This is a genomic window from Variovorax sp. J2L1-78, assembly GCF_030317205.1.
In the GTDB taxonomy this organism is placed as follows: Bacteria; Pseudomonadota; Gammaproteobacteria; order Burkholderiales; family Burkholderiaceae_C; genus Variovorax; species Variovorax arabinosiphilus.
The window spans coordinates 697,763-720,699 of record NZ_JASZYB010000004.1; the positions used below are offsets into that span (position 1 = coordinate 697,763).

The 22,937-nt window shown below is 67.8% G+C and carries 25 protein-coding genes and 1 pseudogene; 8 read left to right on the top strand and 18 right to left on the bottom strand.

Annotated features, from left to right (window positions below):
* Positions 1-7: 7 nt before the first annotated feature.
* Complete coding sequence (locus QTH86_RS25980) at positions 8-1,165, bottom strand: acyl-CoA dehydrogenase family protein (RefSeq protein WP_286649052.1); 1,158 nt, start codon at positions 1,163-1,165, stop codon at positions 8-10.
* Positions 1,166-1,339: 174 nt separating this feature from the next.
* Positions 1,340-1,702 (bottom strand): HU family DNA-binding protein, encoded by a 363-nt coding sequence (locus QTH86_RS25985; protein WP_286649053.1) that lies wholly within the window; start codon positions 1,700-1,702, stop codon positions 1,340-1,342.
* 310 nt (positions 1,703-2,012) lie between these two features.
* Here QTH86_RS25985 and QTH86_RS25990 point away from each other — a divergent pair, with 310 nt between their 5' ends.
* Entirely contained in the window at positions 2,013-2,768 is a 756-nt protein-coding gene (locus QTH86_RS25990) for a hypothetical protein (RefSeq protein ID WP_286649054.1), read from the top strand.
* A 5-nt stretch (positions 2,769-2,773) separates the two neighbouring features.
* Here the strand turns inward: QTH86_RS25990 and QTH86_RS25995 are convergent, their stop codons facing one another.
* Complete coding sequence (locus QTH86_RS25995; protein ID WP_286649055.1) at positions 2,774-3,427, bottom strand: hypothetical protein; 654 nt, start codon at positions 3,425-3,427, stop codon at positions 2,774-2,776.
* Between the two features lie 358 nt (positions 3,428-3,785).
* On the opposite strand from QTH86_RS25995, the gene flhD reads away from it, so the two are divergent.
* A complete protein-coding gene (gene flhD, locus QTH86_RS26000; protein ID WP_286649056.1) occupies positions 3,786-4,136 on the top strand; it encodes a flagellar transcriptional regulator FlhD in 351 nt (116 codons plus the stop codon).
* Between the two features lie 62 nt (positions 4,137-4,198).
* On the opposite strand, the gene QTH86_RS26005 is transcribed toward flhD, so the two are convergent.
* Positions 4,199-4,324: a hypothetical protein gene (locus QTH86_RS26005; protein WP_286649057.1), complete on the bottom strand. Its 126-nt coding sequence runs from the start codon at positions 4,322-4,324 to the stop codon at positions 4,199-4,201.
* Positions 4,325-4,695: 371 nt separating this feature from the next.
* On the opposite strand from QTH86_RS26005, the gene QTH86_RS26010 reads away from it, so the two are divergent.
* Positions 4,696-4,881, top strand: coding sequence for a hypothetical protein (locus tag QTH86_RS26010; RefSeq protein ID WP_286649058.1), 186 nt, complete (start codon positions 4,696-4,698; stop codon positions 4,879-4,881).
* A 16-nt stretch (positions 4,882-4,897) separates the two neighbouring features.
* On the opposite strand, the gene QTH86_RS26015 is transcribed toward QTH86_RS26010, so the two are convergent.
* From QTH86_RS26015 to QTH86_RS26070, 12 genes are all read right to left on the bottom strand, one after another.
* Positions 4,898-5,854: an SMP-30/gluconolactonase/LRE family protein gene (locus QTH86_RS26015; RefSeq protein ID WP_286649059.1), complete on the bottom strand. Its 957-nt coding sequence runs from the start codon at positions 5,852-5,854 to the stop codon at positions 4,898-4,900.
* Positions 5,855-5,885: 31 nt separating this feature from the next.
* The gene (locus QTH86_RS26020) at positions 5,886-6,791 is read right to left on the bottom strand and encodes an amidohydrolase family protein (protein ID WP_286649060.1); all 906 of its coding nucleotides are present in this window, start codon (positions 6,789-6,791) and stop codon (positions 5,886-5,888) included.
* A gap of 3 nt (positions 6,792-6,794) precedes the next feature.
* Positions 6,795-7,760, bottom strand: coding sequence for a Bug family tripartite tricarboxylate transporter substrate binding protein (locus tag QTH86_RS26025; RefSeq protein WP_286649132.1), 966 nt, complete (start codon positions 7,758-7,760; stop codon positions 6,795-6,797).
* 62 nt (positions 7,761-7,822) lie between these two features.
* Positions 7,823-8,812, bottom strand: coding sequence for a Bug family tripartite tricarboxylate transporter substrate binding protein (locus QTH86_RS26030; protein ID WP_286649061.1), 990 nt, complete (start codon positions 8,810-8,812; stop codon positions 7,823-7,825).
* Between the two features lie 62 nt (positions 8,813-8,874).
* Complete coding sequence (locus QTH86_RS26035) at positions 8,875-9,804, bottom strand: NAD(P)-dependent oxidoreductase (protein WP_286649062.1); 930 nt, start codon at positions 9,802-9,804, stop codon at positions 8,875-8,877.
* Positions 9,801-10,490: an RraA family protein gene (locus QTH86_RS26040; RefSeq protein WP_286649063.1), complete on the bottom strand. Its 690-nt coding sequence runs from the start codon at positions 10,488-10,490 to the stop codon at positions 9,801-9,803. The genes QTH86_RS26035 and QTH86_RS26040 overlap by 4 nt, the downstream gene beginning before the upstream one ends.
* A 54-nt stretch (positions 10,491-10,544) precedes the next feature.
* On the bottom strand, positions 10,545-11,531 hold the full coding sequence (locus QTH86_RS26045; RefSeq protein ID WP_286649064.1) for a Bug family tripartite tricarboxylate transporter substrate binding protein: 987 nt from the start codon (positions 11,529-11,531) through the stop codon (positions 10,545-10,547).
* Positions 11,528-12,436 carry an amidohydrolase family protein gene (locus QTH86_RS26050; protein WP_286649065.1) on the bottom strand — a complete coding sequence of 303 codons (909 nt, stop codon included), beginning with the start codon at positions 12,434-12,436 and terminating at the stop codon, positions 11,528-11,530. The genes QTH86_RS26045 and QTH86_RS26050 overlap by 4 nt, the downstream gene beginning before the upstream one ends.
* A gap of 26 nt (positions 12,437-12,462) precedes the next feature.
* The gene (locus QTH86_RS26055) at positions 12,463-13,473 is read right to left on the bottom strand and encodes a Bug family tripartite tricarboxylate transporter substrate binding protein (RefSeq protein ID WP_286649066.1); all 1,011 of its coding nucleotides are present in this window, start codon (positions 13,471-13,473) and stop codon (positions 12,463-12,465) included.
* 133 nt (positions 13,474-13,606) lie between these two features.
* Positions 13,607-14,506 carry a LysR family transcriptional regulator gene (locus QTH86_RS26060; protein WP_286649067.1) on the bottom strand — a complete coding sequence of 300 codons (900 nt, stop codon included), beginning with the start codon at positions 14,504-14,506 and terminating at the stop codon, positions 13,607-13,609.
* 46 nt (positions 14,507-14,552) lie between these two features.
* A complete protein-coding gene (locus tag QTH86_RS26065; protein WP_286649068.1) occupies positions 14,553-15,887 on the bottom strand; it encodes a M16 family metallopeptidase in 1,335 nt (444 codons plus the stop codon).
* A 54-nt stretch (positions 15,888-15,941) separates the two neighbouring features.
* Complete coding sequence (locus QTH86_RS26070; protein ID WP_286649069.1) at positions 15,942-16,793, bottom strand: alpha/beta fold hydrolase; 852 nt, start codon at positions 16,791-16,793, stop codon at positions 15,942-15,944.
* Between the two features lie 213 nt (positions 16,794-17,006).
* On the opposite strand from QTH86_RS26070, the gene QTH86_RS26075 reads away from it, so the two are divergent.
* The 3 genes from QTH86_RS26075 to QTH86_RS26085 are packed head-to-tail and all read left to right on the top strand — an operon-like array spanning position 17,007 to position 18,011.
* Positions 17,007-17,612, top strand: coding sequence for a response regulator transcription factor (locus tag QTH86_RS26075; protein ID WP_286649070.1), 606 nt, complete (start codon positions 17,007-17,009; stop codon positions 17,610-17,612).
* The gene (locus QTH86_RS26080) at positions 17,605-17,772 is read left to right on the top strand and encodes a DUF1427 family protein (protein ID WP_286649071.1); all 168 of its coding nucleotides are present in this window, start codon (positions 17,605-17,607) and stop codon (positions 17,770-17,772) included. Before QTH86_RS26075 ends, QTH86_RS26080 begins: the two co-directional genes overlap by 8 nt.
* Positions 17,769-18,011, top strand: a complete 243-nt coding sequence (locus QTH86_RS26085; protein WP_286649072.1) for a DUF1427 family protein — start codon at positions 17,769-17,771, stop codon at positions 18,009-18,011. Before QTH86_RS26080 ends, QTH86_RS26085 begins: the two co-directional genes overlap by 4 nt.
* A gap of 42 nt (positions 18,012-18,053) precedes the next feature.
* On the opposite strand, the gene QTH86_RS26090 is transcribed toward QTH86_RS26085, so the two are convergent.
* Entirely contained in the window at positions 18,054-18,707 is a 654-nt protein-coding gene (locus QTH86_RS26090) for an isochorismatase family protein (RefSeq protein WP_286649073.1), read from the bottom strand.
* 35 nt (positions 18,708-18,742) lie between these two features.
* Positions 18,743-19,639: an alpha/beta fold hydrolase gene (locus QTH86_RS26095; protein ID WP_286649074.1), complete on the bottom strand. Its 897-nt coding sequence runs from the start codon at positions 19,637-19,639 to the stop codon at positions 18,743-18,745.
* A gap of 235 nt (positions 19,640-19,874) precedes the next feature.
* On the opposite strand from QTH86_RS26095, the pseudogene QTH86_RS26100 reads away from it, so the two are divergent.
* Together QTH86_RS26100 and QTH86_RS26105 are read left to right on the top strand one after the other, a co-directional pair.
* Positions 19,875-20,036 (top strand): annotated as a pseudogene (locus QTH86_RS26100) (DUF1348 family protein); the annotation flags it as partial.
* 43 nt (positions 20,037-20,079) lie between these two features.
* Entirely contained in the window at positions 20,080-22,923 is a 2,844-nt protein-coding gene (locus QTH86_RS26105) for an ATP-binding protein (RefSeq protein ID WP_286649075.1), read from the top strand.
* Positions 22,924-22,937 lie beyond the last annotated feature (14 nt).

A 22,937-nucleotide genomic window follows, 5' to 3' on the forward strand; every position in this document is an offset into this window, starting at 1 on the left:
GGGTCGCCTAACCCCGCGCGATGCGCTTGGCCATGCTCCAGCGGTGCACTTCCGACGGGCCGTCGTAGACGCGGAAGGCGCGCATGTCCTTGAAGATGCGCGCGACGATGCTCTCGCCCGACACGCCGCTCGCGCCGAGGATCTGCACCGAACGGTCGACCACGCGCCATTCGGCTTCGGAACACATCACCTTGGCCATGCTCGATTCGTGGCGGCCCTTGCCGCCCTGGTCGAGCACCCAGGCGCAGTGCCAGATCGCCAGCCGTGCGGTGTGCAGGTCCATCTCGTTGTCCGCCAGCATGAAGCCCACGCCCTCGTGCTCGACCAGCGGCTGGCCGAAGGCCTGGCGCTGGCGGGCATAGTCGCTCGCCACTTCGTGCGCGCGGCGCGCCTGGCCGAGCCAGCGCATGCAGTGCGTGAGGCGCGCCGGCGCAAGCCGCACCTGCGCATAGCGAAAGCCCTCGCCGACGGCGCCCAGCACATCGTCGGCCGGCACGCGCAGGCCATCGAAGCGCACCACGCCATGGCCGCCGGTGAAGCAGCTGTCCATGGCGTCGATCTGCCGCTCGATCACGATGGCAGGCTGGTCCATGTCCGCCAGGAACATGGTGGCGCGGCCGTCTTCCATGCGCGCCATGACGATCGCGAAGCCCGCGCCGGTGGCGCCGGTGATGAACCATTTGCGGCCGGTGATGACGTAGTGGTCGCCGTCTTGCACCGCCAGCGTCTGCATCATCGACGGGTCGGAACCGGCGCCGGGCGGCGGCTCGGTCATGCAGAAGCAGGAGCGGATGTGGCCGTCGATCAGCGGCTGCAGCCAGCGCGCCTTCTGCGCGGGCGTGGCGACCTCTTCCATCAGGTGGATGTTGCCTTCGTCGGGCGCATGGATGTTGAGCGCCACCGGGCCCAGCGGCGAATAGCCGGCCTCTTCGAAGACGATGGCCTTGTCGACATGCGACAGGCCCAGGCCGCCATGTTCCTTCGATGCGTGGGGCGTGAGCAGGCCGTGCGCCCGGGCACGGGCCACCAGGTCGTTGCGCAGCGCCTCGCTGGGCCCGTGCGCGTCCTGCCGCGGGTCGTTCTCCATCGGGATCACCTCGTCGGCGATGAAGCGGCGGGTGCGCTCCTGCAGGTCGGTCTGGGCAGGCGTGAGGCTGAAATCCATCGGGTCTTCCTTTGACGGGATGCGCAGGCATCCGAAGCGGGCATGGTGCCGGCAAGCCCTGGGAGACCGGGTCATGGATGCGACAGCGGCGCGCACCATCCACCCCAAAGAAAACGGCCCCGAAGGGCCGTCTCTCGACTGCCGGCGGACCTGCCGCCAGCATTACTCACGCATTCACTTCTTGGCCACGGCCTTCTTGGCCGGAGCGGCCTTCTTGGCGACCGGCTTTGCAGCGGCCTTCTCGGCCTTGCGCTTGGCGGCCTTCGGGTCCACGGCCGCCTTGAACGCAGCGCCGGGAACGAACTTCGGCACCTTCTGCGCGGCGATCTTGATCTTGGTGCCGGCTTGCGGGTTGAAGCCCGAGCGTGCAGCGCGTGCGACCTGCTTGAAGGTGCCGAAACCGACGAGTTGCACGGGGTCGCCCTTCTTGACCGCACCGACGATGGCGCCGGTGATGGTTTCCAGGATGCGAGCCGCTTCGGCCTTGCTGGTGTTGTGGGTGGAGGCGATTTTCTCGACGAGTTCGATACGGTTCACTGAATATTTCCTGAGATGAATTCGCCAGGTTGCCCATGGCGGCAGGGCCGGGGACCGGCTCTCATGCGGCGCGGAGTGTAGCCGCTGCGGCGGCAGGCCCTGCGGACGGACCGGTTGCTCGGGTCGTCCAAGCGACGCGGCGTCATCGCCTGATGGTTACAAATCATCGGTCGTGCGCAGGCGGAATCCGCGGTCTGTTCGGACGTTTGACCGGATGGTCTTGGGGGTAGTCTCGGTGCACCGAAGAAAACCGAAGAGACTGTGCTTCCCACCCGCGGGCCGACCCTGCCGCCGACCCTTGCCAACACCGATGACCGCACCCTCGCTTCACCCCATCATCCGTGACGTTCCCGGTGATCCGCACCCCGTGGCCGCGGCCCTCGCCGCCCTCACCGGGCAACCGCTCAGCGCCGTCGAGGCCGTGCTGCGCACGGTCGATACGGACCTGAAGAAGCTCACGCGCCATCAGGGCCCCACATCGATCGAGGATGCCGCCCACCTGGCCCTGCTTCGCTTCGGCCATGCGCCGGCACGGCTCTACTGCGACGCGGCCCGCCGCCGCCGGCTCGGCGATGTGCTGGACGCCTATGCCAAGGCGCCCGGGCACCAGCCGCAGAAACTGTTCATCGCGCGCGAAGACGGGGCCGTGCACGCGATCTGCGGTCACCGCATCTCCGGCGCCGACCGCTCGGCGCCGCGCTTCCTGGAGGCGGAGATCGCCGATCAGCGGCTGGATCTCGACGCGCGCGTGGTCTTCGCCCTGACCTTCGTCGAACGTGTCACCGTCCCCGCGGCGCAGCCCGACCATGGCTTCCTCGAGGCCGCCGCAATCGCCGCCTACGCCCTGGCGGAGGCCTATGACATCGACCTGCTTCCCGCCGACTGGCCGTACTGGAGCATCGCCTTCCCGCAGGACCTGACCGACGGCGCCCCCGGGTCCACCCGGCGCCTGGTGTGCGGCGAATACGAATTGCTGACCACGGTGAGCCACCATGTCCGACAGCATGTCGCTGCGGTGGAGACCGCCGCTAGCCTCTTGAAAGGCTATTCGCTGACGCCGCGCTGAAGCCGCTAGGGTCGGGCCAGGACCGCGCTGGTCGCCCAGGCCGGAGGCGGCGTCGAGACCATTTTCGACAGCTTGCAGTGGCGCCGGTAGGGCACGCCGAAATGACGCTCGAGTTCGGCACGCAATTCGTCCGTGAGCTGGCCGTCATGGTCGCTCGCCTTCATGTCGCCCGACAGGAGCACGCTGAGGTCGGCCGCGCGAATGCCCAGCCGCATCGAGGCCTGGGCATGCCAGATCGTCACGGCCTCGAAGGAGCCTTCGATCAGAAAGACGAGCAGGACCGGCGGTGGCGCGCAGCGACGGTCCTTGTGGCGGTGCAACGCGCTCCAGGCATGCCGGACCGGGATCGGGCTCGCACCATCGACGGCAGCATGAAGCAGGCGTTCGGCAAAATCATGACAACGGGCGAGTTCCGGCTGCGCACTGCGCAATCGCGGCTCGACGGTAACCGGGTCGACCGTGTCGTCCGGCAGCCGGAGCGCCACGGTCTCCCCGCAGTAGAAGTGCCTGCCCAGAAAGTCGGCAAGGCCCTCGTAGTCCACGGCGTCGTGGTCCACACAAGGCAGAGGTCCGGCTCGCCACGGCGCTACGACGGGGGCCTCCGGGGCAATCCACAGCCCCGCCACCTGTCGAAACATGCGTTCCATGGGATCGGTCATGTGCGCCATTGTGCGGTCCTATCGCCGCGGCTCGAAGCATCGAGGTGCCACGCGGTCATGGCGCGACCCGATCCGGACCCGCCGAGGACCGTCACGCAGATCCTCCGGCACCGATGCGTACTTAGGAATTGGTAAAACCACGCGGTCTGGTCGGCTTCCTCGCCGTCTCCTCTCGATCCGAGGTGCCAAGGGGTAACCCGTATGCACTACTTTTCGGATTTCAGCGCCATGCTTGTAGGACCGCACTGACGAAGAATGTGTTGTTTCACACGCTTTGCGGCTGCACCTACTGGATGGTTAACAAATGTAAAACTCTCGATGGTCTACTTACTTCAGTTGGTTCAACACGGAGTTTCAAGTGGATATCGATTCGAACGACAGCGGCGCGGTGGCCGAGGTGCACAAGGAAATCGGCGACATCAATCTGGCCTACATGCTGCTGGCACAGAAGCTGGTGAAGCAGGACAAGGCAGCCGCGATGTTTCGCTTGGGCATCGGCCCGGAACTGGCAGAACTGCTGGCCAGCATGTCGCTGTCGCAGATCGTGAAGCTCGCCGCGTCGAAGCTGCTGCTGTGCAGCTTCCGGCTCGACAACAAGCCCATGCTGACGGTGGCCGCCGACGACAAGAGCAGCGGCCTGCAACAGGCGCACATGTCCATCCTGATGGCTGCACGCCACATGCGCGAAAACACCGCCAGCTTGAATTGACGCAGGGCCGGCCCGGCGTCGGGCCGGCATCGCACAGTCGGGGGCCACGGCGGGCCCCACGATCAGCCGCGAAACAACGACGCAACGACCCCCACGAGGGTCATCACAAGACCCACACGCACGACGTACACGCCCAGCTTGGCGGCGAAGGGGTCTTGCGGCTGCAGTCGGGCGTGGTGGGTGTTCATGGCGTCGCTCCAGGGGTGACCGAACTCGGGATCGGGACAGGCCCGAGACGCTGCAAGCATCTCACGCACCCGCTCGAACGCATGGCGCCATCAGGCACTGGAAGACCGTCCAGTTCGCCCGGTGAACGCATCCCGGGCCTGAACGGCGCAAGGCGTGGCGGCGAGGCCCGCTTTACGTGTGCATAAATTCACGAAACGAATGAAATGCGCACGAAAATGAAAACATCAGTACTACAAATCGGCGGCTTTGTTACAGAATTTGGGCTGGTTAACGACCATTTCCAAATCCTCTCCGGCGCCGCGCAAGCGGTGTCTTTTCAACGCCCCCCCCGCGTGCCGAACCCCGCGGGACTGCCTGCCGAGCCATTTTCATGCCCAAATTTTTCCACGGCGCTGATTACGACGACGAACCCGACACCGTGCCCTCGCGTCTCGGCGAGCTGACGCTGCGCAGCCGCCTCGAGCAGCAGGAACAGTACCGCAACGGCTGGCGCCGCAATCTCACGATCGCCGCCCTGGTGGTGATCGCCGTGGTCGCGGCGCTCGTGCTGCGCTGAGGCGCGGCGCCGCTCGTCAGCGCACGTGACGCGGCGAGGTCGAATCCTCGACGGTGCCCGTTCCCTGGTGGAGCCGCACACCCGGATCTTCTAGAGAGGCCGACAAGATCCTTCCGTGCGTCGAGTCCGTCACGTACAGCGTGCGACCTTCCGTACCGCCGAAGGCCATGTTGGTGATGGACGCGCCGGCGGGCCCGCGCAGGACCAGCACGGGTTCGGCACGCGCGTTCAGCACCCAGACCCAACCCAGCCCCGGGTTGGCCATGAGCAGGTTGCCCTTCGTGTCGACCGCCAGCCCGTCCGGGCCGCTCGGGCCGTAGGACGTGAAGAACTGGCTCACCTTCGAGACGCTGCCGTCGGGCAGCAGCGGCACCCGCCAGACGCAGTTCCCGCGGGTCACCGCCAGGTAGAGCACCTTGCCGTCCGGCGACAGCGCCACGCCGTTGGGACTCGGCACGTTGTTCAGCAGCAGGTCGAGCTGGCCGCTCGGACGCAGCCGGAACAGCCGCCCCGTGGGGTCGTGCAGGCCGCTCTGGCCCTGGTCGGTGAAGTAGAGATTGCCCTCTGCGTCGAAGATCAGGTCATTGACGCCCTTGAAGCGCTCGCTGTTGCGACGCTCGAGGTACGGGCGCACCACGCCCGACGCCACGTCCAGGCGCATCAGGCCGTTCTTGTAGTCGGTGATGAGGAGTGTGCTGGCGTCCAGGAACTTCATGCCGTTCGGCTCGCCGTCGTATTCCGCGACCAGCGTCCACGCACCCTGCGGGTCGATGCGGAAGACCCGGCCCCACGGGATGTCGCTCACGTAGAGATTGCCGGCACCGTCGAACACCGGCCCCTCCAGGAAGGAGTCGGTCGCCGCACCGCCGCGGTTGGCATCGGCCCAGGGGCTGCGCTCCGGGCGTCGCAACACGTCGGGCATCGCGCTGAACAGGGTGAGTTCTCGGACGGTCGGAGGCTGGATCAGGAACATGGCGATGAGAGAAGAAGTTGCGTGGACGGATCTATCTGCCGGAAGGCCGGCGCGAGAACCCGTAGAGCCGCGCGGGGTTGTCGACCATGATTCTGTCGATGGTGCCCGCGTCGCCGTCGCACCAGGCCTGCAGCGTGTCCAGCAGGGCCGCGTCGTCCACGGTTGCGGGTGCCTCCGTGGTGTGCGGCCAGTCGCTGCCCCACACCAGGCGCTCCGGTGCTGATCGCACCAGCGCGCGCCCCAGGGGCCACGTGTCCGCGTAGGTCGGCCCGCCGATGGCCGATCGCATGTAGGCGCCGGAGAGCTTCACCCACGTGTTGCCGCTGTCGAGCAGCCGACGGACCGCGTCGACGCCGTCGGCACCGGGGCCCTGCGCCGGGTCGATGCGCGCCAGGTGGTCGATCACCAGCGGCACCGGCAATGCCGCCAGTACCGGCGCCAGCGCGACCACCTGTTCGGGGTGCATGAAGACCTGCACATGCCAGCCGAGCCTCGCCGCCTTCCGGGCCAGCGTCGTGAGCATCGCCGGCGTGGTCGTGCCCCACGACTGCGGCGTCACGAAGTTCACGCGCAGCCCGCAGATGCCCTGTGCGGCGAGCCGGTCCAGCGCGGGTTCGCTCACCTGCGCATCCACCACCGCCACGCCGCGCGCATCGTCGCCCAGCTGCGCCAGCGCATCGAGCGTGCAGGCGTTGTCGATGCCGTAGGTAGACGGCGTGACGACCACCGTGCGTGATGTGCCCAGCCGCCGCTGCAGCTGCCGATAGGCGGCCACGGGCGCGTCGGGCGGTTGCCGGCGCCAGTGCGGCGACGACGCGAAGCGCGTATCGAAGATGTGCATGTGGCTGTCGCAGGCCCCTGCGGGCAGGCGGTGCGATGGCCGGCCCAGGCCGACCGAGTGGGGCACCGGCTGCGACAGCGGAGGCAGGGGCTGCATCGCTCAATCCAGCTTGATGTCGCCCTTCTTCACCACCTCGCCCCACTTCGCGTCTTCCTTCTTGAGGAAGGCCGCGAACTCGGCCGGCGTGGAGCCCACGGGCTGGGCGCCCAGGTCCTTCAGGCGCTGCTGCACCTCGTCTTCCTTGAGCACGTCGACGACGGCCTTCTGCAGCTTGTCCGCCACGTCCTTCGGGGTCTTCGCCGGCAGGAACATGCCATTCCACTCGAAGGCCTCGTAGCCGGGGACCACGGTCTCGGCCACCGTGGGCACGTCGGGCAGGCGCGGCGAGCGCTGCGGCGAGGACACGGCCAGCGCGCGCAGCTTGCCGGCGCTGATCAGCGGATAGGTGGCGGCCACGGTGCCGAACATGAAGTCGACCTGGCCACCCATCAAGTCGGCAATGGCCGGCCCGCCGCTCTTGTAGGGCACGTGCACCATGTCGAGCTGGAGCTTCTGGCGAAAGAGCTCCGTGGCCAGGCGCTGCACCGTGCCGCTCCCGCCCGAGGCGAAGTTCAGCTTGCCGGGCGTGGCCTTCGCCTTGGCGACGAGATCCGCCACCGTCTTGTAGGGCGAATCGGCCTTCACGATCAGCGCGTTGGGCGCCACCAGCACCAGCGACAGGGGCTGCAGCGCATCCGCCGCATAGGGCATGCGGGGGAAGAGATGCGGGTTGATCGAGTACGGCGTGGCGTCGTAGAGCATGGTGTAGCCATCGGCGCCGGCCTTGGCGACGTAGGCCGCGCCGATCGTGCCGCTGGCACCGGCACGGTTGTCCACGATCACGCTGGTGCCCAGCTTCTCGCCCATGCGCGCGGCCAGCACGCGGGCGACCGCATCGGCAGCGCCGCCCGGGGCATAGGGCACGACGATCGTGATCGGGCGATCGGGGAAGGCGGCGTGCGCCGCGAGCGCGGTCAGGGCAATGGCCGCAACAGCGATGCGGCGGGTCACGGAAAAACGAAGCATGGGCATGAAAGGGTCTCCTAATTTTCTTTGGAAAGCGCGCCGCGACGCGGCGCGCGGATTCGTCACTCGGTCTTCAGATCGAGCTCGCGCGCGATGCGGCTGTAGCTCTGCACCTCGCGCTGCAGTTGCGTGCCGAAGGATGCGCCGCACACGCTTTGCGCATCCATGCCCAGCCCGCGCAGCTTCTCGACCGTGGCGGGCGCCTGCGCGAAGGCCTGGGCGGCCTTCTCCAGCGCGGCGACGATCGCCGGCGGTGTTCCGGCCGGCGCGAGCAGGCCGTACCAGGCATCGGCGCTGTAGCCCTTGACGCCCGCCTCCTCGAAGGTCGGCACCTTCGGCAACAGCGCCGAGCGCTGCGGCGAGGCGACCGCAAGCGCCGTGAGCTTGCCGGACTGCACCTGCGGCAGCACCGAGCCCAGCGTCGCGAAGGAGCTGTCGACCTGCCCGCCCATCAGGTCCGTCACGGCCTGCGCGGCGCCCTTGTACGGGATGTGGTTCATGGTCGTGCCGGTCAGCCGGGTGAACTGCTCGCTGGCGAAATGGCCGGAGCTGCCGGTCCCGGGTGTCGCATAGGTGCGTTGGCCTGGCGAGGCCTTCACCTGCTGCAGGAACGCCGCCAGCGTCGGCGTCTGCAAGGCCGGGCCGACCACGAGCACGGTCGGGCTGACCGCGACCGTGCAGATCGGCGCGAAGGAACGCACCGCGTCGAACTTGACCCGCGCGCTGTAGAGCGCCGGGATCATCGTGTGGTTGGTGGCGCCCACCAGCAGCATGTAGCCGTCGGCCGGCGCGCTGGCGACCGCCTCCGCGGCGAGGATGGTGTTCGCGCCCGGCTTGTTGTCCACCACGAAGGGCTGCCCGAGCGCGCGCGATGCGAAGTCCGCGAAGGCGCGGGCCACCACGTCGGTCGGGCCGCCCGCGGAGAAGCCGACCACGATGCGGACCGGCTTGGTGGGATACGCGGCGGTCTGTGCCGAGGCCGGGCCGGCCAGCAGCGCGGCCGTCGCCAGGATCGACATCGCGAAGCGGTGTAGGCGGGATGAGTGGGACATGGTGTTTTCTCTCGATCGATACGGATGCCGGGGGCACTGGGTCACGCCGCCAGGCTGGCGCGTCAGGCGCTGGCCGTGGCCCGCTGCGCCAGCACGGCCAGCAGGTTTTTCACAGCGCCCACACCCATGTTCACGTAGGCATCGCCCGTGACGCCGCCGATGTGCGGGCTCAGGACGATGCGTTCCTGACCCTGGAAAGGGTGCCCGGCGGTCATCGGCTCCACCGCGAAGCTGTCGAGGCCAGCGCTCGCCACCTGCCCCGACTGGACCGCCGCCAGCAGATCGGCCTCGTTGATCAGACCGCCGCGTGCGGTGTTGACGATGACGACGCCCGGCTTGCACTTCGCCAGCGTCTCTGCATCGATCAGGCCGCGGTTGTCGTCGGTCAGCGGGCAGTGCAGCGAGATGGCGTCCGACTCGCGCCAGAGGGTGCCGAGGTCCACCGACTGGATGTACGCCGGAAGGTTCGTCGCATAGGGATCGAAGCCGATGACCCGCATCCCCATGGCATCGGCCATCTTCGCGAAGCGCTGGCCGATCGCGCCGAGACCGAGCAGGCCGACGGTGCGTCCGCCCAGTTCGAGGCTCTTGTGCGTCGCCTTGTCCCAGTGGCCCGCATGCATGCGGGCGTTCAGCTGCACCACGGACTTCGCACAGGCCAGCAGCAACGCCAGCGCCTGTTCGGCCACGGCCGCCGCATTGGCCCCCACGGCCGCGACCACCTCGATGCCACGCGCCTTGGCGGCCACCTTGTCGATGGTGTCGGTGCCGCTGCCGTGCTTCGAGATCACCCGGAGCGACGGTGCCGCGTCCATCATGGCCGGACCCACCTTGCCGTAGCGCACGATGATCGCGACGGGATCATGCGTCTTGCAGAGCGCGATCAGTCCATCCTCCGTGGGCGTCTTGCCCGCGTACACGACCTCGTGGCCTTCGAGCAGGGCCAGCGCCTGCGGCGCAAGGTCCGCGCCGGTCACCAGGATCTTGCTCACAGCGTCTCCCCTTCCTTGAGGACGCCCGCGGTGCGCAGCGCGCTGGTCAGCCACTTGGCAGCGGTGTCGCCTTCCTTGATGGCGGCGATGCGGGCCGCTTCGTCGCGCACCTTCTTGGCTGCCGCGGGCAGCAGGGACTCGATCTTCTCGCGCTCCACCACGACCACGCCGTCGCCGTCGGCGATCACGAAGTCGCCGGGGTACACGGTGACGTCGCCCACCGAGACCGGGTGGCCGATGCGCCCGCCGATGGCCTTGGTGGGGCCGTTGGGGTTGGTGCCGACCGAGAACACCGGGTAGTCCATCTCGTCGATCTCGATGCTGTCGCGGCAGGCGCCGTCCATCACGACACCGGCGATGCCGAGCTTCTGGCAGGCCGTCATCATGATCGTGCCCATCAGCGCCGAGCTCTGGTCGCCCTTGCCGTCGATGACGAGCACGTCGCCCGGCTTCGCCATGGCGATGGCCGCGTGGATCATCAGGTTGTCGCCGGGGCGGACTTCCACGGTGAAAGCGGTGCCGGCGAGCTTCATGCGCGGACGCAGCGCCTTGATGCGGCCGTGCATCGCGCCGCGCCGGCCGGCCACGTCGGCCAGGATGGCGGGCTGCAGTTCGGCCGCCCGGGCCACGATGTGCGCAGGGACGCGTTCGAAGTCGCGAAGGATGTCGGGGGCGTTGGTGGACATGGTTGGCTTTCGAGAGAAAAGAAAATCAGGAAGGGATGGGAGGGAACCGGGCGGTCAGTCGACCTTGACGTTGGCGTCCTGGATGACGCGGGCCCACTTGGTGAGGTCGGCCTTCTGGGTGTCGGCGAGCTGCTGCGGCGTGCTGCCGACCAGGGTGACGCCGAGCTTGTCGGCCATCGCGACCAGCTCGGGCTCCTTCAGGATCCGCACGATGTCCTGGTGCAGACGCTGCACCACGCGCGCTGGCGTGCCCGCGGGCGCATAGACCGCCTGCCACTGCTCGACCACGAAGTCCTTGAAGCCCGCCTCGCCCATGGTCGGCACGTCGGGCAGCGACTTCAGGCGTGCCGCCGAGGTCACGGCCAGAGCGCGCAGCCGCCCGCTCTGGATGTGCGGCAGCGCCGCGGCGACGGGCGCGAACATGAAGGTGGCATGGCCCGCAAGCACGTCCTGGATGGCCGGCGTGTCGCCCTTGTAGGGCACGTGCGTCATGCGCGCGCCGGTCTGCAGGCGCAGCAGTTCTCCCTGCATCTGCAGGATGGTGCCGTTGCCGCCGGACGCGAAGGAGAGTGCCTCCGGCTTCGCCTTCGCTTCCGCCACGAGGCTCGCCACGGTGCGGAAGGTTTGGCTGCTGCCGACGATCAGGACGTGCGGGATCGTGCCGATCAGCGTGACCGGCTCGAAGGCCTTGACCGGGTCGTAGGGCATCTTGGGCAGGAGACTGGGCACGATGGCCTGGGGGCCGATGGACGTCCCCAGCAGCGTGAAGCCATCTGCCGGCGCCTTGGCGACGAAGGCCGAACCGATCGTTCCGGTCGCGCCGGCGCGGTTGTCGACGATGACGGTGGCGCCGAGCGAGGTGCTCAGGCGCAGGGCGATCGCGCGGCCCAGGATGTCCGTCGTGCCGCCGGGCGGGTACGGCACCACCCAGGTGATGGGGCGGCCCGTGGGCCAGTCCCCCTGCGCGCGGACAGGCAGGCTGGCCAGGGCGATGCAGGACACGGCAAAGGCACCGAAGGTGCGTCGATCGCGAGAAATCATGGGCGTTGGTCCAGAGGTGGGAGGTCGAAGCCGTAGAGCACGGCGGGGTTGGCGACGAGCACGCGCCGAAGGACATCGGCCGTCCGAGTCCAGGCGGCGAGCAGTTCGATCTGCCGCGCGTCGTCGGGCATCGGCTGGTGGCCGGCCGTGGCGGAGGCATGCGGCCAGTCGCTGCCCCACACGACCCGCTCGGGTGCGGCCGCGAGGTAGCTGCGCGCCAGCGCATCGACGTCGGCATAGCCGGGCGGGCCGGCTTCGCTGACGATGTAGGCGCCCGACAGCTTCACCCAGGCCCGACCGCTGTCGAGCATGCGCAGCACCCATCGATGCGCCGGGTGCGTGCCGGCCTGCGACGGCGCGATGCGGGCGAGGTGATCGAACACCACGGTCACCGGCAACTGCACAAGGCGGGACGCCAGGGCGGCCAGCACGTCGGGCGGTGCCAGCAGCTGCAGGTGCCAGCCCAGGGGCGCGACGCGCCGGGCCAGGGCCTCCAACTGGTCCAGCGAATGCGTGACACCCAGCGAAAGGTTCATCCGGATGCCGCACACGCCGCTGTCGTGCAGCGCCTGCAGTTCGGCGTCGCCGATCCGCTCGTCGATCACCGCCACGCCGCGCGCACGGTCGCCGAAGGCAGCGAGCGCCGCGCGCATCGCGCCGTTGTCGGTGCCGTAGGTCGACGGCGTCACGAAGACGACGCGCTCGGTGCCTGTGCGCCGCTGCAGCTGCCGGTAGTCGGCGACGCTCGCGTCCGGCGGCGTCAGCCGTGCCCCGGGCACCGCCGGATACCGGCTGTCGTAGACATGGACATGGCAGTCGCATGCGCCTGCGGGCACGTCGATGCTCGTGCGGCCCGTCCCCGCGGAGAACGGTGCGCCGAGCGGGTCGTGTTCCAACGCCTGCATCTGGGGGCTCCGACTTCGTGGCGACGTCAGTCGACCTTGGCGCCGGACTCCTTGACGACCTTGCCCCAGCGCACCGTTTCCGAGCGGATGTACGCGCCGAAGGCTTCCGGCGTGCTGCCTCTCACGTCCGCGCCCTGGGCCGCGAGCTTGCGCTTGACCTCGGGGTCCTCGATGGCCTTGTTGAAGGCGGCGTTGAGCTTGGCGACCACCTCCTTGGGCAGACCGGCAGGGCCGACAACGCCGAACCATGTCGCGGCCTCGAAACCCTTGAACCCGGATTCGTCCACGGTGGGCACATTCGGGAGGTCGGCGGTGCGCTTGAGCGAGGTGACGACGATCGGGCGCATCTTGCCGCTCTTGATGTGGCCGATCAGCGTCGGGATCGACGACATGTACATCTGGATCTGCCCGCCGATCAGATCGGTCGACCCCTGCGCCGCGCCCTTGTAGGGCACATGCGTGAACCGGACGTTCGCCGTCTTCTGGAACAGCTCGGTGGCCAGGTGCGCGACGGTGCCGCTGCCCGAGCTCGCGTAGTTCAGCGCCTCGGGCGTGGCCTTGGCCGCGGCCACGACGTCGGCCAGGGTCTTGTAGGGCGAGTCGGAGGACACCACGAGCACGAGCGGCGCGCTCGCGACCAGGCCGACGGGCGTGAGGTCCTTCTCGACGTTGTACGGCAGCTTGGTGTAGAGCGTGGGATTGATCGCCAGGTTGCTGGTCTGCCCCAGCACCAGCGTGTAGCCGTCGGGCACGGCCTTGGCGGCCGCGTCGACCCCGAGGTTGCCGCCGGAGCCCGGCTTGTTGTCGATGACGATCGACCAGCCGTTGGAGGTCACCACCTTGTTGGCCACCTCGCGGGCGATGAGGTCGGTGCCGCCGCCTGCGGGGAACGGCACGATCAAGCGGATCGGACGCGACGGATAGGCGGCCTGCGCGGATGCGCTGATCGGGGCCAGGAGAGGGGCGCCGGCCGAGAGGGCGGCGACAGCAATGAGGAGGCGACGCGAAGCGGCGCGGCGAGTGCGAAAGGTCGGCATGGACTTGTCTCCGTGGATCGAACTGCCCGGCCCTGTGGATGGGCCGGTGCGTTCGTGGGAGGCAAGTATTCGCGCTGCGATCAGCGCGGTCTAATCAATAATTTCTTGAAATCGATAAATCTGACTTTTGGTATCAACCCAGCGTCGTGGCCGCGTGCTTGGCCAGCAGGCCGATCAGCCGCTGCGCCGCCGGCGACACGTAGCCGCTCTCGCGGTAGGTCACCACCATGCGCCGGCGCATCGTCGTGTTCCGGATCTGCACTTCGCGCAAGGCCGCACCGGAACGCCCTTCCTGCAGATGCAGGCGCGAGATGAAACTGAGCAGGCCGGTTTCGTTGATGAGGCTGGGAAGCATCAGCAGCATCGTGCTTTCCACCTGCACGATCGGGCGCGGCTGGCGGTGCCGGTCGAAGGTCTGGTCGAGCCAGTCGCGCGTGGGCGCCCCGGGCGGTTGCAGCACCCACCGGTAGCCCCGGAGGTCCTTGAGCGTGGGCTTGGGCTTCCCGAAGATCTCGTGCGTGCTGTTGGCCGCGACGACGATCAGGTCCTCCGCGAGGAACTGCGACGTGAAGCCCGGCTCCTTGATCCCTTCGGTTCCCACCATCAGGTCGATGTCGCCGGCGCGCAGGAGCGGCGTCAGGATGTCGCCCAGGCCGACCGTCGTTCGGAGGGTGATGCCTGGCGCCTCCGCCATGAGCTCGCGCGCGGCGGGCGGGAGCAGGAACTGCGCCGCCGTCGGGACGATGCCCACGCTGATCGTGCCCTTGAGGCCGCGGCCGATGTCGCCGATCTCGCGGCGGGCGCTCTCGACGTCGAAACGCGTCCGCTGCGCCCACTTCAGCAAGGCATGGCCGGCCGTGGTCAGCGTGATGCCGCGCCCCGTCTTCGCGAAGAGCGCGGCGCCGCAGGCCTCCTCCAGACGCCGGACGCAACTGGTCAGCGCGGGCTGCGTGCGGTGCAGCCGCTCGGCGGCACGCCCCATGTGCTCGAGCTCGGCGATGACCTCGAAATACTGGAGATCGCGCAGATCCATCGTCACGCAGTGCCCCGTGTCATGCGTGCGGTCATGGCGAATCCCTTCAGTGCGGCGGGTGGGCGCCGGCAGCCAGGCATGCCGCCAAGCGCCGCGCGGTGCGCGCGCTGGCGCCCTTGCCGGTCAACGCCAGCGCCGGGGGGTGGGCCAGCATGCGTTCGAACACCGTCCGCACCTCCTCCGCGCCGATGTCGTCGATCATCGCCATCGCCTCGGCCATCGGCGTCACGGTCCCGCTGGCGAAGAGCTCTTCGACGGCCTGCTCCATGGTCGCGTAGGTCCGCTCGGCGGCACGCACGCGCGAGACGGTCAGCTGGTTCTTCGCCCGCTCCAGATGGACCGGATCGATGGCAGTGGCCTGCGCACGCAGCAGGTCGCCCGTGGCCGCCACCAGCGCGTCGAGCTTGTCCGGGGTGGTGACCGCGTGCACGACGAAGTTGGCCCAGACGTCGCCACTGTCCACCGTGGCGTGGGCCGTGTAGGCCAGGCCGAGCCGCTCGCGGACCGTGTCGACCAGCGGCGACGACATCCCACCGCCGAACAGGTTGGCCGCCAGCGACGCCGCCAGGCGCCAGCGCGGCTGCGGCATCTCCTCCGGCTGCGCAGGCGCCAACGGGAAGGCGATGTTCAGGAAGGCCTGCGAGACCTGCGTGAAGCGCCGGGCCAGGGCATCACCGACGTACGTCGCCGGCGTCGGCACGGGCCGCACGGGCAGCTCCGTCGCAGGGCGCATGGTGGCGAAGAGTTCGGTCGCGAGGACCAGCCAGGCGTCCACGTCGAAGTTCCCGGCCGCGGTGACGACGGTGTTTTCCGCGACCTGATGGGCTTGCACGTGGCGGAGCAGGTCGGGCCGGGTGAAGCCTTCGATGTTGCCGACGGTGCCGATCACCGGCATGCCCATCGGGTCATCGCCCCAGATGGCGCGGTCCAGCAGTTCGCTGGAGCTGTCCTGCGGGTCTTCCTCGTACTCGATGGCCTCCTGGCGAATGACGTCCAGCTCGCGCTGCAGTTCATGCGCGGGAAAGGTGCTGTTGAGCACGATGTCGGCCGTCATGCGCGTCAGCTGTTCGGCGTGCCGGCCCAGGCCCGTCATGAAATAGCCGGTCATGTCCTTGCCCGTGAACGCGTTGACATCCGCGCCCAGCCGCTCCGCGTCCAGGTTGATGGCCTGCACCGAGCGGGTGGTGGTCCCCTTGAACGCCATGTGCTCCAGCACGTGGCCGATGCCGTTGGTCGCCGGCGTCTCGTCGCGGGAGCCGACACGAAGGAACACGCCGACGCTGGCGCTTTGCACATGCGGCATGGGAATGGCGAGCAGCCTCACGCCGTTGGGGAGTGTCCGGAGGACGTGGCGCGCGGGTTCCGTCTGCAGGGGGATCATGGGGGCATTGTCGCTTCGCCTCGTCACGCAATGCGGGCCCTGGGTGGAGGAATGCTACGTGCCGGCAAACGCCCCACGCACTTCGTCTGCAATGGCGTGGACGTCTTCCTCCAGCGCGAAGTGCCCGGTATCGAGAAAGCGAAGGCGGGCGCCAGGGACGTCGCGCAGGTAGGCCTCGGCCCCCGAAGGAAGGAAGATGGGGTCGTTTTTCCCCCAGACGATGAGCGTCCTGGGCTGCCGGGATCGCAGGTACGCCTGCCACTGCGGGTAGTCCGTGACGTTGCTGAAGTAGTCCAGCATCAGCCCCGTCTGGATCCGGTTGACCTCCGGCTGTTCGAGCAGCAAGACGTCGAGGTTCCAGCCCGTCGGGTCGATGGCGTCGAAGTTCCGGCTGCCCGTCTGGTACGTGAAGAGAGTGAACGCTCGCGAGACGAGTTGCGCGACCTGCCTGCGCCCTTCGGCCGTGAGCCCGCAGGCGCGCGCGCGCATCCCCTCCAGCTGATCCGGTGCGATGCCTTCGAGATACGCGTTGGCATTCTGAATGACGATGCCCCTGACCGCATCAGGATTCCTGAGCGCCATGCGAAAACCGACCGGTCCGCCGAAATCCTGCATGTACAGGACATAGGTCTTCAGACCCACGCGCACCGCGAACTCGGCCATCACGTCGGCCAAGCCTTCGAAGGTGGCCGAAAACTTCTCGGCCGGCGGATGCTCGCTGAAGCCGGCGCCGGGGTAGTCGGGCGCCACCAGATGGAAGTCTTGCGCCAGGAGCGGGATAAGCTCCCGGTACATGTGGGACGACGAGGGAAACCCATGAAGCAACAGCAGGGTCGGCTTCTTCGGATCGCCCGCTTCACGGTAGAAGATCTCGATCCCGCGGACCTCGATCGTCTTGTAGTGCACGCGACAGGGGAATGGCATATCGGCAACCGCCCAGAGTTGATCACCCAAGCGTAGGCCCCGGCGGAACGCCAGGCACCCCCCATCGGTGGCACCGCAGATGGCCCGAAGGAATAGAGGTGGGGAACACGCTCGTCTGACCGGATTGACCAGAATTTACTGTTCCTCGCGGCGCCGACCACCGACCATGTGGCTCTAGACCCATGGAGTACCGCAATGCCCCCTCGCAAGCCCGCTGTGCTGGATATCCAGCACGAGCATGCCCTCGTCAACGCCGGACTTCGTCGCATCCTCGACGCCTGGTCCGAGTTTCATGTCCTGCCGGCAGATTCGCCCTCCGGGCAGTTGCACGCGGCCGACGTCGTGGTTCTGGACCATGACGCCGCCCTTCAGCGGCGGCACCCGTCGCAGCCGGGAGGGCCCAACACGCTCGTCGTGTCCACGATCGCGCAGGACGCGAACGTCAGAGCAGCGCTGGAAGCCGGCGTACTCGGCTATGTGTCGGCGTCCTGTTCCGCGGACGAAATCCGGATGGCCGTCCGAGTCGTCGCCGCGGGGCGTCGGTACCTGTGCAGCACCGCATCGATCTGCATCGCGGACAGCCTGGCGCTGCCTGCCCTGACCGCGCGAGAGTCCGAGGTCCTGGCATTGGTCTCGCGGGGTCGAAACAACAAGGAGGTGGCGCGTCTGCTGGAGGTCTCCGTCGGCACCGTCAAGTCCCATGTGCGAGCGCTCCTTTCCAAGCTGGGCGCCCAGTGTCGAACCGAAGCCATGTGGATCGCCTCGCAGCGAGGCCTGATCCAGCGGTGCACGCATGAGTGACCTGCCGATCTCCCTGCTCCTCGGCCTCGGGATCGGCTTTGCGTGCCGCTGGTTCGATCTGCCGCTGCCCGCGCCACCCAAACTGGTGGGCGCCCTGCTCGTCCTGGCGATCACCCTCGGCTTCATCGGCGTGGACCGTCTGATGGGCGGCGCCGCATGACCGCGGCCACGACGCAAAAGGCCAAGATCGCGCTCGGGCTTCTGCTCGGCGTGGCGATCGGTGCGCTGTGCCGCTGGATCGGCATCCCTTCACCCGCGCCGCCGGTGCTGTCCGGTGCGCTGCTGGTGGTGGCGATGACCGTGGGCTACATCGTCACGGACCGCTGGTTCGCCAAGCGCGAGGCCCGGCACCGCCACCTGTGCGGCGGACCGGACGGTTCGCTGAAGCGGGGCCCGTGAACCCCTTCGGGGGGTGCACGTCTTCAGCGAGCGTTCGCCGAGCTACTTCTTCGCCGCCTGTTGCGCGCGTTGATAGCTCTCGATGACAGCCGCGTAGTGCGGTGAGAAGAGGGCGTAGATCTCGGCGTACTTCGCGGCGTCAGGCCTGTTCCAGGTTCTCTGCAGCTCGCACACCACCGCGCTGATGCTCGTCGGAACCACGCCAGCCTGCGCGAAGCGGGCGAGCGTGGTCCGGGAGGTCAGCGTGCTGGGGTCGCCCGACGCGTCCATGACCGCGTAGACCTTGAACCCTGCCGCGACGGCGTCCAGCGCCGGCAGCATCACGCAGACGCTGGTCCAGATGCCGGCGATCACCAGTGTCTTCTTGCCGGTGGCACGGACGGCGTTCACGAAGTCTTCGTTGTCCCACGCGCTGATCTCCCCCTTGCGCGAGACATAGGTCGCGTCTGGGGCGAACTGCTCGACCTCGGCGATGAGCGGACCGTTCGGCCCGTCCGGCACCGATGCGGTCGTGATCACCGGAAGCCCCATCAAGGTGGCCACTTTCGCGAGCGAGGCGACGTTGGCCCTCAGTTCGCTGATCTCGATGTCCCTGACCGTCTGCAGAAGACCCGACTGATGGTCGAGCAGCAGGACGGCCGCGTCGGCCGCGTCGAGCAGCGCTTGGCCGCCGCCTGTTGAGAGTACATGTGCCATGGTCAATCCTTTCGTGTGGTGCCGAGTCGGCGCACTCAGCGGACGACGCGCTGCAGGAACTCGCGGATCAACGCACCGATCTGCGGGCCGTGGTCCTCGAGCGCGAAGTGGCCGGTGTCGAACATGTGAATCTCGGCGTTCGGCAGGTGGCGCTTGTAGGGAGCCGCTCCCGACGCCGGGAAGATCTCGTCGTTCGCGCCCCAGGTGATCAGCATCGGCGGCTGGTACTTCACGAAGTACTCGTGCCACGACGGATACAGCGGGACGTTGGTCCGGTAGTCGTAGAAGAGATCGAGCTGGATTTCGGCGTTGCCCGGGCGGTCGAGCAAGGCCTGGTCGAGCGTCCATGCGTCGGGACTGACCAGCGACTGGTCCTTGAAGCCGGTGCTGTACTGCCAGTAGGTCGCCTTGAGCGTCGTCAACCAGCGAATCGCCTCGCGTTCCTTGGCAGCACCGGTCTTCCAGTAGGCCATGATGCCGTCCCAGAACGGGTGGCCGAAGCCCTCCTCGTAGGCATTGCCGTTCTGGACCACGAAGGCGGTGACCCGCTCCGGGTGCTTGACGGCCAGGCGGAATCCGACCGGGCCGCCGTAGTCCATCACATAGAGCGCGTACCGCTCGACGCCGAGATGGACGGTGAGCGTGTCCACGATGTTCGTGTAGTTCTCGAAGGTGTAGGCGAACTTGGACCGATCAGGGCTTTCGCTCTGGCCGTAGCCCGGGTAGTCCGGCGCGATGACGCGAAACTTGTCCGTCAACTGCGGGATCAGGTTGCGGAACATCTGCGACGACGTCGGAAAGCCGTGCAGCAGCAGGAGCACCGGCGCATCCCTGGGACCTGCGTCCCGGTAGAAGACGTCGACGCCGTCGATCTTGGCCCGTTCGTAGCGAATGTCGGCCGGCGAAGCGGCGCGGGGGGTGAGCTTGTCCATGTTCAGTCCTCGTCAAGGGTTGTTGAACTTCTCCCTGCCGCGGGAGCGCGAGCCGGAGAAGATTTCCTGCGACACCGCGATCCTGGTCCGGGCGATGACGACCGCTCCAGCGTAGGCACGCGAAGCCGCAGCAACATCCACCACAGGGTGGTGACGGGGGTGGCCTTCAGACAGGGATCGCTGCAGCGTGAACCGGCCACGATGGCGGCACATCGGCATCAGGACTGGCCCAGACATGGAAACGCGCCTCCCACTCTCACCCTTCTCGCGTGACACCGCCGTGCAAAAGATTCGCCTGGCCGAAGATGGCTGGAACACGCGCGACCGGGCACGCGTGGCGCCGGCGTGTAGCGAGAACACGCGCTGGCGCAATCGCGCAGAGTTCGCCGTCGGGCGCCCGGCAGGCTCAACGTCGCTCGGTCTGTGAAGGCTGCGCGCTGGTGCAGGCTGAATTGCCCGATCGGAAATCGCAATCCTTCGCCTTCGGACCCTTCCTGCTCGTGCCGGGTCGGTCGCTGCTGCTGCAAGGCGGCGTTCCCGTCCGGATCGGAGGCAGCGCAGTACGCATCCTGACCGTCCTGGTCGAACGCGCGGGCGAAGTCGTGAACAAACGAGCGCTGATGGACTGCGTCTGGCCCGGAACCATGACGGACGAGTGCCACCTGAAGGTCAACATGGCGGCCTTGAGGCGGGCCTTGGGTGACGAACCCGGGGTGACCAGGTACATCGCCCCGGTCCGTGGGGGCAGCTACCGATTCGTGGCACCGGTCCGGGCCGGCAGCCCCTTCGCGCTGGAGGAGCCGCCCACCTGCGAGACGCCGCCGAGCCACAACTTGCCATTGGCAAGAACGCGCATTTTCGGGCGGGCCGATGAGATCGATCTCCTGCGACGCGACCTGGATGAAGCACGGCTGGTATCGATCGTCGGTTGCGGCGGTGCAGGAAAGACCACGGTGGCACTGGCCGTGGCGGAACAGGCGATCGATGCGTACAGAGACGGCGTATGGCTGGTCGAGATGGCACTCATCAGGGATCCTGACCTGGTGGCCAGTGCCATCGCGATGACCGTTGGCCTGGCAGCGAACTTTGCCGACATGCTCCCGGCCGTGTGCGACCACCTGCGCGATCGCGAGATGCTGCTGGTGCTGGACAATTGCGAACACGTCGCAGCCGCCACCGCACGCTGCGTGGCCCGTCTGCTTGCCAACACGACGGGCGTGCGGCTCCTGGTGACGAGCCGCACGCCGCTGTGGCTGGGCGGAGAGCGCGTCCGCTGGCTGCCTGGCCTGGGGCTGCCCGTCTTCTCGGGTGACATGAACGCAGATGAGGCGCTCCTGTTCCCGGCCATCCAGCTGTTCGTGGATCGCGCTGCCAACGCGCTCGAATCGTTTGAGCTATGCGACGCCGATGCGCCCACCGTGGCCGAGATCTGCAAGGTGCTCGACGGACTTCCGCTGGCCGTCGAACTCGCGGCAACGCGCATCGATTCGTTCGGACCCGACGATCTGCTTCGGCAGCTTGCAGGAAGCGAAGGCCCGCAGCGCCAGTGCGTCCTGCCGAAGATGCTGGACTGGAGTGACGAACTTCTCGCAACGCGCCATGCCACCCTGTTGCGCACCGTCTCGGTGTTCGCGGGCACCTTCGACGTCGAGGATGCATCAGCCGTTTCGGGCCTCCCCCAGGTCGAGGCCGCCCGGGCATTGGCCGCGTTGCTGGCGAAGTCGCTGATCGTGGCCGACGTCGACGGCGAGAACCTCGTCTACCGCCTGCTGGACACGGTACGTGACCACGGCCTGCGCAGACTGCACGCCAGCGGCGAAGCCCTGGCCACCCGCCAAAGGCATGCAGAGCATGTGTGCACGGTGCTGAAGCGCGCCACGGCAGAGTGGGCGTGGCGTCCAGCCGGCGAATGGGGCAGCCGCTACGGGCGATTCCTCTACGACTTGCGCGAGGCACTCGCGTCCTTCGAGAAAGACGGGGCACACGGATCGCTGCGGGTCCGCCTGAGTGTTGCAGGGCTTCGCCTCTGGGATCACTTCTCCCACACCGAAGAGTGCCGACGGCAGGTGTCGCATGCCATCGATCACGTCGACGCTGCAGGGCTTTCGGGGTCAGTCGATGAAATGCAGCTCTGTGCATGGCTTGCCGGCGCGACGATGTTCACACGCGGCTTCGTTCCCCAGGCAATGGTCGTCCTGCGGCGGGCGTTGCAGATCGCGAATCGAATCGGCAGCGCCGACTACCGCCTGCGCTGCCTTCGGATGATTGGCATCTACGAACTCTCCACGGGCGAGCACGAGGCCGGTCGACGAACGCTCGAAGCCTTTGCATTTCTTGCGGCCATGCAAGATGCCTCCGCCCTGCCGGAGAGTGAGACAAACCTTGCGCTCGCCGAGCTCTTCCTCGGACACCTTTCGAGCGCCAGGCAGCGCCTCGAACGTGTTCTTGCCGGCGATCTTCACGCCCTGGTCCACTCTCACAGCGTGCCCTTCTCGACCGACTGCACCGTCGATGCCGAATGCGTCCTGTCGCAGCCACTGTGGCTGACAGGCTCGCCCGACGCTGCCATGCGCGCCGCCGCAACGGCGATCCATCGTGCACCGGATGGCAAGTTCCCCCTCTCATCGAGCAACGCCCTCTCGAACGCGTGCTCGGTCTTTTATTGGAGCGGGCACTTCGAGACGTGTCACCGCTACGTGGAGATGCTCGATGCGCATGTCGGACGGCATGGCTTTCTTTTCCGACGACCCGTGGTCATGTTCTACCGCGCCGCGCTCGCTTGTGCGCAGAGCGAGGTCCCCTCGGAGGGAGCGATATCCGCGCTCGAGCAGTCGATTGCGGAATTCCATGCCGTGCATCACCTCGCCCGACTGCCCTACCACCTCTGTGTTCTCGCGGAATTCCTCGCCAAGCGCGGCCGTCTGGCCGACGCCGAGACGACGATCCGAGCCGCACTCGAGCGCGCCAGTGCGACCCGTGAACGCTGGTGCGTGCCCGAACTGATGCGCGTCCAGGCGACGATCCTGAACGCCGCGGGCCAGACCCACGAGGCTGACAAGCGTCTGCTCGAGTCGATGTCGCTGGCCCGGGAGATCGGCGCGCTGTCATGGCAACTGCGCACGGGCAACGATCTCGCGCAGTCGTGGCGTTCGCAGGCACGGGGACGCGACGCACGCGAAATCCTGCTGCGCGTCCACGGCCGGTTTCTCGAAGGGTTCGGAACCCGCGACCTTGTCACCGCGGCGTGCGTCCTGGCGTCGCTGCAAGGCCACGAGAGCGCGTGACGGCTGAGCAGCGA

Excerpts from the sequence above, each read along its gene's own strand:
- QTH86_RS25980 (WP_286649052.1), bottom strand. The coding sequence starts at position 1,165 with ATGGATTTCAGCCTCACGCCTGCCCAGACCGACCTGCAGGAGCGCACC.
- QTH86_RS25990 (WP_286649054.1), top strand. The coding sequence starts at position 2,013 with ATGACCGCACCCTCGCTTCACCCCATCATCCGTGACGTTCCCGGTGAT.
- QTH86_RS25995 (WP_286649055.1), bottom strand. The coding sequence starts at position 3,427 with ATGACCGATCCCATGGAACGCATGTTTCGACAGGTGGCGGGGCTGTGG.
- QTH86_RS26005 (WP_286649057.1), bottom strand. The coding sequence starts at position 4,324 with ATGAACACCCACCACGCCCGACTGCAGCCGCAAGACCCCTTCGCCGCC.
- QTH86_RS26010 (WP_286649058.1), top strand. The coding sequence starts at position 4,696 with ATGCCCAAATTTTTCCACGGCGCTGATTACGACGACGAACCCGACACC.
- QTH86_RS26015 (WP_286649059.1), bottom strand. The coding sequence starts at position 5,854 with ATGTTCCTGATCCAGCCTCCGACCGTCCGAGAACTCACCCTGTTCAGC.
- QTH86_RS26020 (WP_286649060.1), bottom strand. The coding sequence starts at position 6,791 with ATGCAGCCCCTGCCTCCGCTGTCGCAGCCGGTGCCCCACTCGGTCGGC.
- QTH86_RS26025 (WP_286649132.1), bottom strand. The coding sequence starts at position 7,760 with ATGCTTCGTTTTTCCGTGACCCGCCGCATCGCTGTTGCGGCCATTGCC.
- QTH86_RS26030 (WP_286649061.1), bottom strand. The coding sequence starts at position 8,812 with ATGTCCCACTCATCCCGCCTACACCGCTTCGCGATGTCGATCCTGGCG.
- QTH86_RS26040 (WP_286649063.1), bottom strand. The coding sequence starts at position 10,490 with ATGTCCACCAACGCCCCCGACATCCTTCGCGACTTCGAACGCGTCCCT.
- QTH86_RS26045 (WP_286649064.1), bottom strand. The coding sequence starts at position 11,531 with ATGATTTCTCGCGATCGACGCACCTTCGGTGCCTTTGCCGTGTCCTGC.
- QTH86_RS26050 (WP_286649065.1), bottom strand. The coding sequence starts at position 12,436 with ATGCAGGCGTTGGAACACGACCCGCTCGGCGCACCGTTCTCCGCGGGG.
- QTH86_RS26055 (WP_286649066.1), bottom strand. The coding sequence starts at position 13,473 with ATGCCGACCTTTCGCACTCGCCGCGCCGCTTCGCGTCGCCTCCTCATT.
- QTH86_RS26060 (WP_286649067.1), bottom strand. The coding sequence starts at position 14,506 with ATGGATCTGCGCGATCTCCAGTATTTCGAGGTCATCGCCGAGCTCGAG.
- QTH86_RS26065 (WP_286649068.1), bottom strand. The coding sequence starts at position 15,887 with ATGATCCCCCTGCAGACGGAACCCGCGCGCCACGTCCTCCGGACACTC.
- QTH86_RS26075 (WP_286649070.1), top strand. The coding sequence starts at position 17,007 with ATGCCCCCTCGCAAGCCCGCTGTGCTGGATATCCAGCACGAGCATGCC.
- QTH86_RS26080 (WP_286649071.1), top strand. The coding sequence starts at position 17,605 with ATGAGTGACCTGCCGATCTCCCTGCTCCTCGGCCTCGGGATCGGCTTT.
- QTH86_RS26085 (WP_286649072.1), top strand. The coding sequence starts at position 17,769 with ATGACCGCGGCCACGACGCAAAAGGCCAAGATCGCGCTCGGGCTTCTG.
- QTH86_RS26090 (WP_286649073.1), bottom strand. The coding sequence starts at position 18,707 with ATGGCACATGTACTCTCAACAGGCGGCGGCCAAGCGCTGCTCGACGCG.
- QTH86_RS26095 (WP_286649074.1), bottom strand. The coding sequence starts at position 19,639 with ATGGACAAGCTCACCCCCCGCGCCGCTTCGCCGGCCGACATTCGCTAC.